11 protein-coding genes are annotated in these 14,093 nt (G+C 62.1%); 8 read left to right on the top strand and 3 right to left on the bottom strand.

Features of this window, described 5'->3' with window-relative positions; all coding sequences use genetic code 11:
• Nucleotides 1–85 precede the first annotated feature (85 nt).
• The 3 genes from LPB73_RS08880 to LPB73_RS08870 are packed head-to-tail and all read left to right on the top strand — an operon-like array spanning nt 86 to nt 5,057.
• Complete coding sequence (locus LPB73_RS08880; RefSeq protein WP_231080330.1) at nt 86–493, top strand: FixH family protein; 408 nt, start codon at nt 86–88, stop codon at nt 491–493.
• Nucleotides 490–1,905, top strand: a complete 1,416-nt coding sequence (locus LPB73_RS08875; protein ID WP_231080329.1) for an efflux RND transporter periplasmic adaptor subunit — start codon at nt 490–492, stop codon at nt 1,903–1,905. Before LPB73_RS08880 ends, LPB73_RS08875 begins: the two co-directional genes overlap by 4 nt.
• Nucleotides 1,902–5,057: an efflux RND transporter permease subunit gene (locus LPB73_RS08870; protein WP_231080328.1), complete on the top strand. Its 3,156-nt coding sequence runs from the start codon at nt 1,902–1,904 to the stop codon at nt 5,055–5,057. Before LPB73_RS08875 ends, LPB73_RS08870 begins: the two co-directional genes overlap by 4 nt.
• A gap of 28 nt (nt 5,058–5,085) precedes the next feature.
• Here LPB73_RS08870 and LPB73_RS08865 read toward each other — a convergent pair whose 3' ends face one another.
• Nucleotides 5,086–6,132 carry a peptidase M29 gene (locus tag LPB73_RS08865; protein ID WP_184517767.1) on the bottom strand — a complete coding sequence of 349 codons (1,047 nt, stop codon included), beginning with the start codon at nt 6,130–6,132 and terminating at the stop codon, nt 5,086–5,088.
• A gap of 140 nt (nt 6,133–6,272) precedes the next feature.
• Between LPB73_RS08865 and LPB73_RS08860 the strand changes: the two genes are divergently transcribed.
• Nucleotides 6,273–7,289 carry a flavin reductase gene (locus LPB73_RS08860; protein ID WP_231080327.1) on the top strand — a complete coding sequence of 339 codons (1,017 nt, stop codon included), beginning with the start codon at nt 6,273–6,275 and terminating at the stop codon, nt 7,287–7,289.
• A gap of 201 nt (nt 7,290–7,490) precedes the next feature.
• On the opposite strand, the gene LPB73_RS08855 is transcribed toward LPB73_RS08860, so the two are convergent.
• Nucleotides 7,491–8,477: an ABC transporter substrate-binding protein gene (locus LPB73_RS08855; protein WP_068732554.1), complete on the bottom strand. Its 987-nt coding sequence runs from the start codon at nt 8,475–8,477 to the stop codon at nt 7,491–7,493.
• Between the two features lie 174 nt (nt 8,478–8,651).
• On the opposite strand from LPB73_RS08855, the gene LPB73_RS08850 reads away from it, so the two are divergent.
• Nucleotides 8,652–10,031 (top strand): malonyl-CoA decarboxylase, encoded by a 1,380-nt coding sequence (locus tag LPB73_RS08850; protein WP_231080326.1) that lies wholly within the window; start codon nt 8,652–8,654, stop codon nt 10,029–10,031.
• Between the two features lie 191 nt (nt 10,032–10,222).
• Here LPB73_RS08850 and LPB73_RS08845 read toward each other — a convergent pair whose 3' ends face one another.
• Nucleotides 10,223–11,098, bottom strand: coding sequence for a cell envelope integrity EipB family protein (locus LPB73_RS08845; RefSeq protein ID WP_414716876.1), 876 nt, complete (start codon nt 11,096–11,098; stop codon nt 10,223–10,225).
• A gap of 251 nt (nt 11,099–11,349) precedes the next feature.
• Between LPB73_RS08845 and LPB73_RS08840 the strand changes: the two genes are divergently transcribed.
• The 3 genes from LPB73_RS08840 (at nt 11,350) to LPB73_RS08830 (ending at nt 14,075) form a co-directional block, all read left to right on the top strand.
• Nucleotides 11,350–11,817, top strand: a complete 468-nt coding sequence (locus tag LPB73_RS08840; RefSeq protein WP_120292021.1) for a RidA family protein — start codon at nt 11,350–11,352, stop codon at nt 11,815–11,817.
• 78 nt (nt 11,818–11,895) lie between these two features.
• The gene (locus LPB73_RS08835) at nt 11,896–12,642 is read left to right on the top strand and encodes a glycerophosphodiester phosphodiesterase (RefSeq protein ID WP_231080325.1); all 747 of its coding nucleotides are present in this window, start codon (nt 11,896–11,898) and stop codon (nt 12,640–12,642) included.
• 197 nt (nt 12,643–12,839) lie between these two features.
• The gene (locus tag LPB73_RS08830; RefSeq protein ID WP_231080324.1) at nt 12,840–14,075 is read left to right on the top strand and encodes a GNAT family N-acetyltransferase; all 1,236 of its coding nucleotides are present in this window, start codon (nt 12,840–12,842) and stop codon (nt 14,073–14,075) included.
• Nucleotides 14,076–14,093: the final 18 nt, after the last annotated feature.

Below are 14,093 nucleotides of genomic sequence, written 5' to 3'. Positions count from 1 at the left end.
GAGCGCCGTAGCTGCCGCGTGCCCCTGGCGCGCGGATGACGCATGCCGTTCGCGGCACATCAGATTCAATCGAGGATACCAAACCATGAAGACGTCTAACTCCCCGCGCGCCTTCCGGGCCGCGTTGATCGCTGTCGCTTTGGGTGGCGCAAGCACGGCTGCACTGGCTGACATCAAGGACTACACGTTCGAGCTCGTCGATCAGTCCGTTCAGGCCGGCCCCGACAAGATCATCACCGTCCGCCTGATGAACACCAAGACCGGCAAGCCCGTGCCGGATGCCGTTATTTTTGCAACTCGTCTCGACATGGCTCCTGACGGCATGCAGGAGATGGCCACCAAGGTCACGCCAGTATCGGGGGCCGAGCCCGGCACCTACAAGTTCAAGGCCACTTTCGGAATGGCCGGTCGCTGGCAGCTTTCTCTGGGCGCCAAGGTGCAGGGAGAAACCGGCTCCGTCGAGAACAAGCTCGTCATCACGGCCCAGAAATGAACCGCGCCGTTCTAGCTGGCACCGCCGCCGCGTTCATCGCGGCGGCCGGAGGCGGATTCATCATCGCACAGCGACCGCCGGCGCGCGCCTTCGCCCTAGTCACCCCCGCCGATGCGCAGAAAGCCGGCGCGCCTATCTACTATCAAGATCCGGATGGAAAGCCGGCTTACTCGCTGACGCCGAAGAGAACGGCGTCAGGTCGCGACTACCGCGCCGTGCCCGCCGGAGCCGACGTCAGCTTCGAAGACCCCACGGAGACCATGCCGATGTCGGACCCAACGTCCGCTGGCACCGACACGAGCCGCAAGATCAAGTATTACCGCAATCCGATGGGACTTCCTGACACGTCGCCAACGCCGAAGAAGGACTCCATGGGGATGGATTACATCCCGGTGTTCGAAGGTGACGATTCCGACGATGGATCAGTCAAGCTCTCTCCGGGCAAGATACAGCGCACGGGCGTGAAGTCCGAGCCAGCCGCCAAGCGCGTGATCCGGACGATGATCCGCGCACCCGGCACGATCCAGCTCGACGAGCGGCGCATCTCCGTGATCTCGATGCGCGCGGAAAGCTGGGTGCAGAAGGTTGCCGATGTCACCACCGGCACGAAGGTCCGCAGCGGTCAGCCCTTGATGGATATCTACAGCCCCGCGATCTCGTCCGCTGCGGCGGAATACGTCGCCACCATCACATCGAAGACGACGGGCGGCGATGGACTGTATGGGCGCGGGTCGCGTCAACGGATCATGAATCTCGACGTTCCGGACACGGTGATTGCGGAAATCGAGAAGAGTCGCATCGTCCCGATCTCGATCGCGTGGGCCGCCCCGCGGGACGGCATCGTTCTTGAGCGCAACGCCATCGAAGGGATGCGGGCGCAACCCGGCGACATCCTCTTTCGTATCGCCGACACGTCGCTGGTCTGGGCGATGGTCGATGTCGCGGAGCGCGATCTTGGAGCCATCGCCGTCGGACAGCCGGTGAATGTCCGGACGCGTAGCCTCTCCGGCAGGCAGTTTGCAGGCAAGGTCAACGTGATCTACCCGCAGGTCAATCGCGAGACCCGGACGACACGCGTCCGTATCGAACTCACAAACGCCGATCTCGCTCTGCTACCGGACATGTATATCGACGCTTCGATCGAGACCGGAAGTGCGGATCCGGTCGTGTCCGTCCCGGAGAGCGCTGTGATCGACACCGGCACCCGGCAATCGGTGTTCATCGACAAAGGACAGGGTCGCTTCGAACCGCGCGGCGTCGGACTCGGCCGTCGCGGCGGCGGCTACGTCGAAATCCGCGAGGGAGTCGCAGACGGCGAACCAGTCGTCATTTCGGCCAATTTCCTGATCGATGCAGAAAGCAATCTGAAGGCCGCGTTGAAGGGCTTTTCCGACGCGAGGAGCCCACAATGATCGCCCGCATCATCGCATGGTCGGCGCGTAATCTGCTGCTGGTGTTGTTCGGCACAGGATTCGCCGCAGCCGCGGGCATCTACGCGCTGGCGCATCTGCCGCTCGACGCCATCCCGGATCTCTCCGACACGCAGGTCATCGTCTATACCGAGTACCCCGGCCAGGCGCCGCAGGTGATCGAGGATCAGGTCACCTATCCGTTGACGACGGCAATGCTCACGGTGCCGAAGTCGAAAGTGGTGCGCGGGTTCTCGTTCTTCGGCGTGTCGTTCGTCTATGTCATCTTCGAAGACGGGACCGACATCTACTGGGCCCGGTCGCGCGTTCTCGAATTCCTGAACGGAGCCACGTCCCGCCTGCCCGCCGGCGTCACACCGACGATGGGCCCCGACGCCACTGGCGTCGGCTGGGTCTACCAGTACGCGATCATGTCCAGGGAATTGAACCTTGCTGACACACGGGCAATCCAGGACTGGAATCTGAAGTTTGCGCTCGCCAAAGCCGAAGGCGTCGCCGAAGTCGCCAGCGTCGGTGGCTTCGTCAAGCAATATAACGTCGTGCTCGATCCGCTTCGGATGCGCGACCTCGGCATCACCATGCAGAAGATGCGCGATGCCATACGCGCCAGCAACGCCGATGTCGGCGGTCGCACGGTGGAGCTGTCCGAATTCGAATATGTCATCCGCGGCAAGGGCTATCTGAAGTCGATCAACGACCTCGGCAATGTCGTGCTCAAGACCAACAACGGCACGCCCGTCCTGCTGCGCGACGTCGCGCGCGTCGAACTGGGCCCCGACGAGCGGCGCGGCATTACCGAACTGAACGGCGAAGGCGAAGTCGCCAGCGGCATCGTGCTGCAGCGTTTCGGCGCCAACGCGCTCGACGTCATCGAGAACGTCAAGAAGCGCTTCAAGGAGATCGCCAGCAGTCTGCCGAAGTCCGTCGAGATCGTCCCGGTCTACGATCGCTCGAACCTGATCAACGCCGCTATCGCCACGCTCAAGCACACATTGCTGGAGGAAAGCGTTGTCGTCGCACTCGTCTGCATCTTATTCTTGCTGCATGTCCGCAGTGCCCTGGTTGCGATCCTGATGCTGCCGGTCGGCGTGCTGATGGCGTTCGGCGCCATGAAGCTGCTCGGTCTTGGCTCCAACATCATGAGTCTCGGCGGCATCGCGATCGCCATCGGCGCCATGGTCGATGCCGCCATCGTCATGATCGAGAACGCCCACAAGCATCTCGAACGCGCGGACCCCGGCAAGTCGCGCGTCGAGGTCCTGATCGAGGCAGCCTCCGAAGTCGGCCCGGCACTGTTCTTCAGCCTGTTGATCATCACCGTGTCGTTCATGCCGATCTTCACGCTGGAATCCCAGGAAGGGCGTCTGTTCAGCCCTCTGGCGTTCACCAAGACGTTTGCGATGGCGGCCGCGGCTATCCTGTCAGTGACGCTGGTCCCGGCCCTGATGATCATCTTCGTTCGCGGCCGGATCATTCCGGAGCACAAGAATCCGATCAACCGCTTTCTGATCTGGGTCTACCGGCCTGTCATCACCGTTGCGATGCGCGCGAAGACGCTGGTCGTCCTGCTCGCAGTCGCCGTTCTCGCGGCGAGTGTCTGGCCGGCCCGTCAGCTCGGGACCGAGTTCATGCCCAGTCTCAACGAGGGCACGCTCATGTATATGCCGACGACGCTGCCGGGCATCTCCGTCACCAAGGCCGGAGAACTGCTGCAGATGCAGGACAGGATCATTCGATCGTTTCCGGAGGTGGCTTCGGTCTACGGCAAGGCGGGGCGCGCTGCCACGGCGACCGATCCGGCGCCCTCCGAAATGTTCGAGACGATCATCAACCTCAAACCGAAGGAAGAGTGGCGATCCGGTCTCACGGTCGATGAACTGATCGCCGAGATGGACAAGGCGCTGCAGTTTCCGGGCGTGTCGAATGCCTGGACCATGCCGATCAAGGCCCGCATCGACATGTTGTCGACCGGCATCCGCACACCCATCGGCGTGAAGGTGATCGGCACCGACCTTGTCGAGATCGACCGGCTTGCCAAGCAGATCGAGCAGGTCCTGAAAACCGTTCCGGGGACGTCGTCCGCCTATGCCGAGCGCAGCATCGGCGGCTACTACCTCGATGTGACGCCGGATCGAGAGGCATTGGCGCGCTACGGCATCATGATCCAGGACGTCCAGGACGTGATCGGAACCGCGCTCGGCGGCCAGACGGTGACGACGACAGTGGAAGGCCGGCAACGCTTCACCGTCAACATGCGATACCCTCGCGACCTCAGAGACAGCCCGCAGGCCATCGCCAGTGACGTGCTGGTGCCGATGCCCGGAGGTGGCGCGGTCCCGCTCGGCGAAGTGGCCAGGATTACGCTGGCGAGAGGGCCGACGTCGATCCGGACCGAGAACGGACAGTTGGCCACCTACATCTATGTCGACATCCGCGACCGCGACCTCGGCGGCTACGTGGCCGACGCGCAGCACGCCGTCCAGGCAAGCATTCAATTTCCGCCTGGCTATTACGTGATGTGGAGCGGCCAGTACGAATATCTCGAACGTGCGACGGCGCGCCTGAAGATCGTCGTGCCGGTGACGCTGCTGATCATCTTCCTGCTGCTGTACCTGAACTTCCGGTCGATCACCGAAACGATGATCGTCATGCTGTCGCTGCCGTTCGCACTGGTCGGCGGCCTCTGGCTGATGTGGTGGCTCGGTTTCAACCTGTCGGTTGCAGTCGTCGTCGGTTTCATTGCGCTGGCCGGCGTTGCCGCCGAGACCGGCGTGGTGATGCTGATCTATTTGAATCAGGCATTGACCGCGATCCAGGCGCGACGGGGCATTGAAGGACGATCTCTGACGCGCAACGACCTGTACGATGCGATCATGGAGGGTGCGGTCGAACGCGTCCGTCCCAAGATGATGACGGTGGTCGCCATCATGGCGGGCCTGCTGCCGATCATGTGGAGCACCGGCACGGGCTCGGAGATCATGCAGCGCATTGCGGTGCCGATGATCGGCGGCATGATCTCGTCGACGCTGCTGACGTTGATTGTGATCCCCGCGATCTATGCAATTGTTAAGGGCTATGGGCTGCCTCAGGCCGGCTTGATCTCGGCAAAAGGGATAGTGCCCGTGACCAGATAGCCCGGAGCTTGGAAGGACGTGTTCGGACTCAGCCGAACACGTCCTGCACCACGCCGTCCTTGATCACATCCACGCCGTCGAGCGTGATTGTGGTCTTGAAGATCGGCAGATCGAAATGCCCCGCTGTGTAGCGCCCGGCGAATTCATTGGCGCCGGTGGAGAACAGGAAGTTGCCGGCCACTGCGCGGATCTCCGTGCCGTTGGTGTCGCGTTGATCATACATCTGCAGCGCCTCGTAACGCGCATTGGGATTCATGCCCCAGCCGACATGCGACACGGCGTAAGCTTCACGATCGCCCCAGGCGGCGAGATAGCGCTTCATCATCTCGGCATCGGCGCCCTCGCCCGTGAGTTCGGTGAGATAGTCGTCCTTGAACAGCATCTTCACCGGCGAGGTCAGATAGCGCTTGAAGGTCAGGTTGATATCGCCTGCATCCATCACCACCGTGCCGTTGATGGTCTTGCTCTTCGGGAACGAAACCACGATGCCGCCCGGCCAATGCGCCAGCGTGCCCGGCTTGTCGGTCCAGCCCCAGACGCCGACGGTGGCCGCGCCTTCCATGTTGACGTCGAGGTCGGTGCCCGCCTTCGAGGTCACCTTCATGTGCTTCGTGCCGCGCAGCATCTTCGCCGCCGCGCGCACGCGCTTCTCGAGCGCCGAGTCCGGCACCATGCGCTCGAGCGCTTCGGGATGCTCGTTGGAGATCACGAGAATGCGCGCGCCAGCCTTCAGGATCTCCGGTGTTTCCTTGGCATGCATCAGGCCTTCGATGGTGCAGTCCACCACGAAGCCGGCCTGCTGCAATGCTGATACGACCGGGCCAAGCTGCTGGATCGCTTCGGACGCGCCGGTGGAGCGGATCGGCACCACCTGCTTGTTGCGCGGCGTCGGCACCACGACATGGAACGGCCGCGCGCCCATGCGGAGCAATGCCAATTCGGCAATGTGCACATTCAGCGCGCGCGATTGCGTCTCGGAGAGGATGGCGGCAGTGTCGCCGGGCTTGACCGCGCAGCGCTCGAAGATCTCGCAGAATGCGTCGATCCATTTCGCCTCGATGCGATCCGCCAGCATGCCGTTTCTCCGTGTTTTAAAGCGATTATGGTTGGATGATAGGCGCGGTCATGTTATATGAAAAGGAATATTTTTAATCTTGAAGGACAATCCGGCGCTGTATTTTGGGCAGTCGCGGGTGTCGCGGAGCGGCGAATTCCATGGCCTTTGACAAAACGGCGTTTGACAAGACGGCGCAGGACAAGGTCGCGGACGACAAGCTCGTGGACAAGGCGCAGGCGGTCAACCCCGCGACGTTTCGTCAGGCGCTTGGCCAGTTTCCGACCGGCGTCACCGTGGTCACCGCAACGACAGGCGATCATCCTGTCGGCATGACCGCCAATTCGTTCTCGTCGGTGTCGCTCGATCCGCCGCTGGTGCTGTGGAGCGTCGCCAAATCTTCGCCGAGCCACGATCCCTTCGTCGAAGCCGACGCTTTCGCCATTCACTTTCTCGGCGCCGATCATGGCGAGCTCGCGATGCGTTTCGGCCGTCGCGGCTCCGACAAGTTTGCTGATATCGCCCATGCGCCGGGCATCAGCGGTGCACCGCTGATCGAGGGCCTCGCACCGATCTTCGAATGCAAGACCTGGGCGCGCTATCCCGGCGGCGACCACACGATCCTGGTCGGTGAAGTCGTGCACTTCGTCGAGCGCAATCACGACCCCCTCGTCTTCCACTCCGGACAGCTCCGCCGCATCGACAAAGCACAGCCACGTGCGCCGGCCCTGGCCAGCAACAGTTTTGCGCGCAGCTACCTGTCCTATCTCCTGGCGCGCGCCAGCTTCAACGTGTCCAGCTCGTTTCACGCGCGGCTGAAAGAATGGGACCTCACGGTGCCGGAATGGCGCGTATTGGCCTGCCTCGCCGATGTCGAGGGCCTGTCGGTCGGCGAACTCGCCGCGATGGCGCTGATGAAGCAGCCGGGCCTGACGAAAGTGCTCGACCGCATGGAGCGCGACGATCTGCTCAAGCGCAAGAGCACCTCGAACGATCGGCGCCGCGTCACGCTCTACCTGACCGCGAAAGGCCGCGCACGCGTCAAGCCCGTGCAGAAGGCCGCGCTCGAACATGAGGCGGAACTGCTGAAGCGCTTCAACGACGACGAACGCGCGACCATCAAATACACGCTGGATCTCCTGATCGACAGCGGCATGTCGGACGCGACGAGCGAATAGCAACAATCACTGCTTGTCTCCTCCGTCATTGCGAGGAGCCCTTGCGACGAAGCAATCCAGTCTCTCTTCAAATAAAGAACTGGATTGCCGCGTCGCTTCGCTCCTCGCAATGACGGCGGAAAGGCTCAAGCAAACGAAAATGCCCGGCACAAGGCCGGGCATGACGGAGAGAGTGTCATTGTTTGTGAGTGAGCGACGCCGTTACTTGATCGGCGCGACGACCTTGCCCTTCAGCTCGGAAACGTCGAGCTTCTTCGGCAGCATTCCGGACTCGACATAGGTGTCGAGCATCTTCTGAATCGCATCGAAATTCGGCGCGGCGCCGGGGTCGCGTGCGAAGTCGTTATCCTTCAACAGGTAGGTTTCCAGCACCGGGATCGGCGCCTTCATCACTTCGTTAACGACCTTCAGGGTTTCGTCGCGGTTGGCTAGCGCCTTCTGCATGCCCAGCGTCAGATCGCGCACATACATCCTGGCCAGTTCCGGATTCTTCTCGATGAAGTCGGCACGGCAGGCTTCGAGGATGTGCACGATGCCATCCTGCTGCTGCGACAGCGAGAACAGCTTGCGGGTACCGCCCTTGGCTTCCATGCGCGCAGCAAACGGCTGGTTCATCACGGCGGAGTCGACACGGCCCGAACGCAGCGCTTCTTCCGAGAGCGCGAAGCCGACTTCAACCAGCTTGACGTCCTTGGCCGGATCGAGGCCGGCCTGCTTCAGCAAGATCGCCATCGGGCCATAGATGCCGGAGCCGAGCGTGTTGATCGACATCGTCTTCCCCTTGAGGTCGGCGATGGTCTTGATCGGCGAGTCGTCCTTTACCGCCCAATAGACCGAGAAGCTGCCCGGCTTTTCGAACACGTGCTGCGCAACGATCGAAGCCTTGAGGTTGCCGCTCTGCACGCCCTGCGCCAGTGCCAGCACCGATTGCGTCGCGCAATCCAGCGCGCCGGCCGCGAGTGCCTGCGTCATCGGCGCGGTGCCCTGAAACTGCACCCACTCGATATTGTACTTCTTGCCGAGATCCGCGAATTCCTGCGGACGCTTCATCATCCAGTATTTGGATTCTTCGGCCGGGATGGTCCAGCCAACCTTGATGGTTTGTTGGGCAAATGCCGAGCCACTGCTCAGCAACGCTCCGAGTGCCAGAGCCGCCACAACGCCACGCTTCGATGCGATCCGCTTCATCCTGAATTCCTCTGTTTTCAGCGATCCGGCCGCAGTCAGAAACGAATGCAATTCTCTTGCCGAAGCGCTCCCCACTCACAATTGTTTCATGCTTCAAATGATCGCGCAATATGCCTCGCTATGGGCTATATTGAAGCGGACTGGTTGGACTGCCAGCCCGGGAATTGATTCACCATGAGCAATGACTCCTTCTTCTCCGATCTCCTCGCATCCATCTCGGAACGCGGACGCACTCTGCTGCGGCTCGGTCCCGCATCTGTCGATCCCAAACAGAACGCATCGGACTTGATCGAACTCTGCACGGAGCTGTTGTCGGGACGCGGCGAAGCGTCCGGCACGGTCCTCGCGCGCGGCGTGCTCGATCGCTACAAGAGTCTCGACGAGGCCGGTCGCCTCACCTTCTTCGAAAACCTCGCACAGAATTACGGTCCCGATCGTGACAAGCTTGAAAAGGCCATCGAAGCATGGCGTGCCAAGCCGACCGGCGACATCTCCGGCGAATTGCATTTTGCATCCGAGCCGCAGCGGCAGGAACTGTTTCGCCGGCTAAACCGCGCGCCGAACGCGACCAGCGAACTCGTGAAGATGCGTGAAGATCTTCTCGATCTGAAGAATGGTAACAAAGACCTCAACGCCGTCGATCGCGACGTCGTTCATCTCTTGGCATCCTGGTTCAACAGGGGATTTCTGGTGCTGCGCAAGATCGACTGGTCCACGCCCGCCAATGTGCTCGAAAAAGTCATCAAGTATGAAGCGGTGCATGAGATCCACGACTGGGACGATCTGCGCCGCCGCATCGATCCCGTGGATCGCCGCTGCTATGCGTTCTTCCACCCTGCCCTTGTCGATGAACCGCTGATCTTCGTCGAGGTTGCGCTCACCGAAACCATTCCGGGCGCCATCGCCCCGCTGCTCGCGGTCGATCGTCAGCCGGTGCCGATTGAGCGCGCGCGCACCGCCGTGTTCTATTCGATCTCCAACTGCCAGCGCGGCCTCGGCGGCATTTCCTTCGGCAATTTCCTGATCAAGCAGGTGGTCGAGGAACTGCGCCGCGAATTGCCGAAGCTCGACACTTTCGTGACGCTGTCACCGGTGCCGGGTTTCATGAAGTGGCTCAAGAAGGCCGATGACCTCAACCTGTCCAATGAGGATCAGGCGCTGGTCGACATGCTCGCCGATCCGCTATGGGTCAACGACACGGCACTGACGGTGCAGCTCAAGCCCGTGATGGAGCAGCTCGCCGCACACTACTTCCTGAAAGCCAAGAGCCCGCGCGGCGGCCCGATCGATTCCGTCGCCCGCTTCCATCTCGGCAACGGCGCACGGCTCGAGCGCATCGACTGGCTTGGCGATACGTCGGCCAAGGGCCTGCGCGAATCCGCCAGTCTGATGGTGAACTATCTGTATCGTCTCGACGATATCGAGAAGAACCACGAAGCCTATGCCGACCATTACGAGATCGCGGCATCGAGCGCGGTGAAGAAGCTGCTGAAGAGCGAAAGCGGCGGTGGCCTGCGTTTGCTGGACAGCATGCGGCTGTCGCGGGCGGAGTGACGAACTTCACCTCTCCCCGCTTGCGGGGAGAGGTCGACTGAAACGCGCGAAGCGCGTGGAAGTCGGGTGAGGGGGACTCTCCACCTGCTCAGCTCTCGGAGAGTCCCCCTCACCCGTCGCGGACTTCGTCCGCGCCACCCTCTCCCCGCCTTGCAAAGCAAAGCTTCGCCCGGCGGGGCGAGGGGCATCCCTCACTTACAAGGCTTGCTGTCCTTCACATTGAACTTGCTCATGGCGCCGCCGATGACGAAGTCATTGTAGTCCAGCATCAGCGACCGCGAGACGCCGTTCTCATACAATTCGAACGACATCGCATAGACCGGCGTCTGCTCGCCGTCGTCGCCGCGCTTCGCGGACTTATCGAAATAGCTGACGGTCACCGGCCAGCGGGTCAGTTTCTTCATCGCATCTGCGCCCGTCGAGGGATCGGGCTCGCTGACCTTGCGATCGCCGGGGATCGCCTGCCCTATCACCGAGAGAGTGCTGTAGACTTTCTCGCCTGTATCCGACCCGTCATAGACATTCAGTTCCAGCACCGACTTGCCTTCGCGTGCGGCAGCAATGATGCGATGGATCTGCTCGGTCGGAAACACCGTGGAGCCCTCCAGCGTGAAGGTCTTCGCCACCGGCTGCTTGAGCTTGACGGTGACGTGATCGCCCTCGCGTTCCGCCATGCCGTCGACGGCGCTGGCATCACCGTCATTCATCCGGGTGTCGATCTTGAACCGATAACTCTTGCCGTCGCCGGCTTCCCAGCTGGTGGAGCGCAGATCGCTCAGCGTGGTCTTGTCCTCGCCGCTGTTGAGCTCCGAAACCTGACGGAAATCCGACGTGTAGCCTTCGCAGGCACTGCCGGTAAAATTATAGAGGATGCGGCCGCTGGCGCTGTTGACGCTGGCATTGCCGCGCGACTTCAACAGCTTCAGCTCATACAGCGCCTGATGCGCCACGAACGGCGTGCCCGCAGCAGGCGGAGCCGCGAATGCCGACACCGGCGCCGCAAAGGCCGCCATGGTCAGTGCCAGCGAGGCAGCCTGGAATCGCGAAACGGAGGAAATGCGGCGCATGGGTTTTCCCTGGATTCTGGAACTACAACAATAGAGAGCGTCCTATTGCGTCGCAACTACGGCCGCGCCGGATTCGCACTGCGCAAATGCCACATTCTGCAGCAAATCTTGCCAGAACCGCACTATTGCGGGGCGGCCCGGCGTCGCCGGATCGTCACTTGCGCGGCGACGCGGTATGGGTGAAACAGACGGTGCCTGAACCCTTTGGGGAGTTTTGTTCGGGCACTTCATCAATCATTTGGGGAATCATAATGGCAGGCACTGTCGAGCAGAAACTTGCGGATCTGGGGGTCAAGCTTCACGAGCCCATCAGCCCCGTGGCGAATTATGTCGGCTTCGTCCGCACGGGCAATCTGCTGTTCGTCTCCGGTCAGATCTGCAAGGACGCGAACGGCCAGCTGATCGCCAAGGGCAAGCTCGGCGCCAGCGTGACCATCGAACAGGGCGTCAATGCCGCCCGCGTTTGCGCGATCAACCTGCTCGCTCAGGTCAAGGCTGCCCTCGGCGATCTCGACAAGGTTGCACGCGTCGTCCGCCTCGGCGGCTTCGTCAATTCGACGCCGGATTTCATCGACGCACCGACCGTCATCAACGGCGCCTCGGATCTGATGGTCGCAGCCTTCGGCGACAAGGGCCGTCACTCCCGCGCCGCTGTCGGCGTCGCTTCGCTCCCCGCCGATTGCGCGGTCGAGGTCGACGCGGTGTTTGAAGTCATCTAGCTTTTCGTTTTGACGCGTTTTCTTCACGCGAACCGGTATCCACTTCGCTTGAAAACGCTCTGATGCAGGACAATCCCGATGCGCGCACCTGACTGGCTCATCGCCCGGCCGGTCGCGCATCGTGGCCTGCACGACCCTGCCCGCGGCATTGTCGAGAACATGCCCGGCGCCATGCACGCCGCCATATCAGGCAATTTCAGCATCGAGACCGATGTGCAGCTCACCGCCGACGGCGAGGCGATGGTGCATCATGACGATGAGTTGGGACGCCTGACCGAGGGCTCCGGTCCCCTGCTCGCAAAGACCTCCACCGAACTCAAGCAAATAGCCTTCAAGGACACGCCCGAGCGCATGATGTCGCTCGGCGATCTGCTTGCACTGATCGACGGCCGTGTCGGGCTCGTGATCGAGATCAAGAGCCATTTCGACGGCGATCGCAAACTGGTCGCCCGCGTCGCCGAGATTCTCAAAACCTATCGCGGGCCGGTTGCCTGGATGTCGTTCGATCCCGATCAGGTTCTTGCGATGCGCGAAATCGCCCCCGAGATCCCGCGCGGTATCACCGCCCAGCGCACCTATGACGACGGCGAATGGCTGACGCTGACGCAGGCCCAGCGCGACGGAATGCGCCATCTCCGCCACGCCTTCCGCACCCGCCCGCATTTCGTCTCCTATTGGGTCAAGGAACTGCCGGCCCCAGCGCCCTGGATCGCGCGCAACCTGTTCGGCTGCGCGCTCCTGACCTGGACCGTGCGCACGCCGGAACAGCGCGCCATCACCGCCCGCTATGCCGACCAGATGACGTTCGAAGGCTTTGTGCCGTAAATTGAAAAGAACGCCGTCATGGCCGGGCTTGTCCCGGCCATCCACGCCTCTCTTGCTTACGGCGCTTGTGACCAAGACGTGGGTGCCCGGGACAAGCCCGGGCATGACGGAGTGGGACTTGAAGTGTCCGGCGCGATGCACAATCTTAGGAGCGGTCACCGCGACGGTTGATCGCATATGACCGGTTCAAGTGATTGATGACGTCATCGGAAATTACGCTCGAAGCAGTGGCGTCCATCCGCCAGATTCCGGCCACGGACTGGGATGCCTGTGCCACCGGCCATGCCGATCTCGGTGGCATTGAGAGCCTCGATACGCTGGCCCCGGCGGCCAATGGTTGCGCCTCGAAGCCCACTTACAACCCGTTCATGTCCCACGCCTTTTTCACGGCTGTCGAAAAATCGAACTCGGCCTGCGCCCGCACCGGCTGGGGACCGCGACATCTGATCGCCAAGAGCGAGGGCCGCATCGTCGGTGTCGTGCCCTGCTATCTGAAGTCGCACTCGCAGGGCGAATACGTTTTCGACCGCGGCTGGGCCGATGCCTATGAGCGCGCCGGCGGGCAATATTACCCGAAGCTGCAGGCCTCGGTTCCGTTCACGCCCGCCACCGGCCCGCGCCTGCTGATCCGCGACGGCGTCGATGTGGAACGCGTCGGCGCGGCGCTGGCCGGCGGCCTCGTCGGTCTCTGCGAGGCCACCGATGCATCGTCCGTCCATGTCACTTTCGCGCGCGAGAGCGAATGGCAATTTCTCGCCGCACGCGGCTTCCTGCAGCGGACAGACCAGCAGTTTCATTTCCGCAATGATGGCTACAGCACCTTCGACGATTTCCTGGCAACGCTGAATTCGCGCCATCGCAAGGCGATCAAGCGCGAGCGCCGCGATGCGCTGGCCAATGGCATCACCATCCATCCCCTCACCGGCAGCGAGATCACCGAGGATGCCTGGGACGCGTTCTTCGCCTTCTATATGGAGACCGGCTCGCGCAAATGGGGACGCCCCTATCTGACACGCGAGTTTTATGCGCTGATCGCCGAGAGCATGAGCAATGACGTCGCGCTGATCATGGCCAGGCGCGATGGCAAGTGGATCGCCGGCGCCATCAATTTCATAGGCTCGGATACGCTGTTCGGCCGCCACTGGGGCGCCGTCGAGCATCACCCGTTCCTGCATTTCGAGGTCTGCTACTATCAGGCCATCGACTTCGCGATCCGCCGCGGGTTGAAGACCGTGGAGGCCGGCGCCCAGGGCGAACACAAGATCGCACGGGGCTATCTGCCGCAAACCACCTATTCGGCGCATTACATCGCCGATCGCGGACTGCGTCAGGCCGTCGGCGAATATCTTCAGCGCGAGCGCGAATATGTCGCGGAGGCCGTCCGCGAATTGACCGAAGCCGGCCCGTTCAGGAAGGGCGACGAGCAGGATTAAGCCGTCTTGACCGGCTCC

The organism is Tardiphaga sp. 37S4 (assembly GCF_021044645.1).
Classification (GTDB): Bacteria; Pseudomonadota; Alphaproteobacteria; order Rhizobiales; family Xanthobacteraceae; genus Tardiphaga; species Tardiphaga robiniae.
This window is presented reverse-complemented; position numbering and strand designations above follow the sequence as displayed.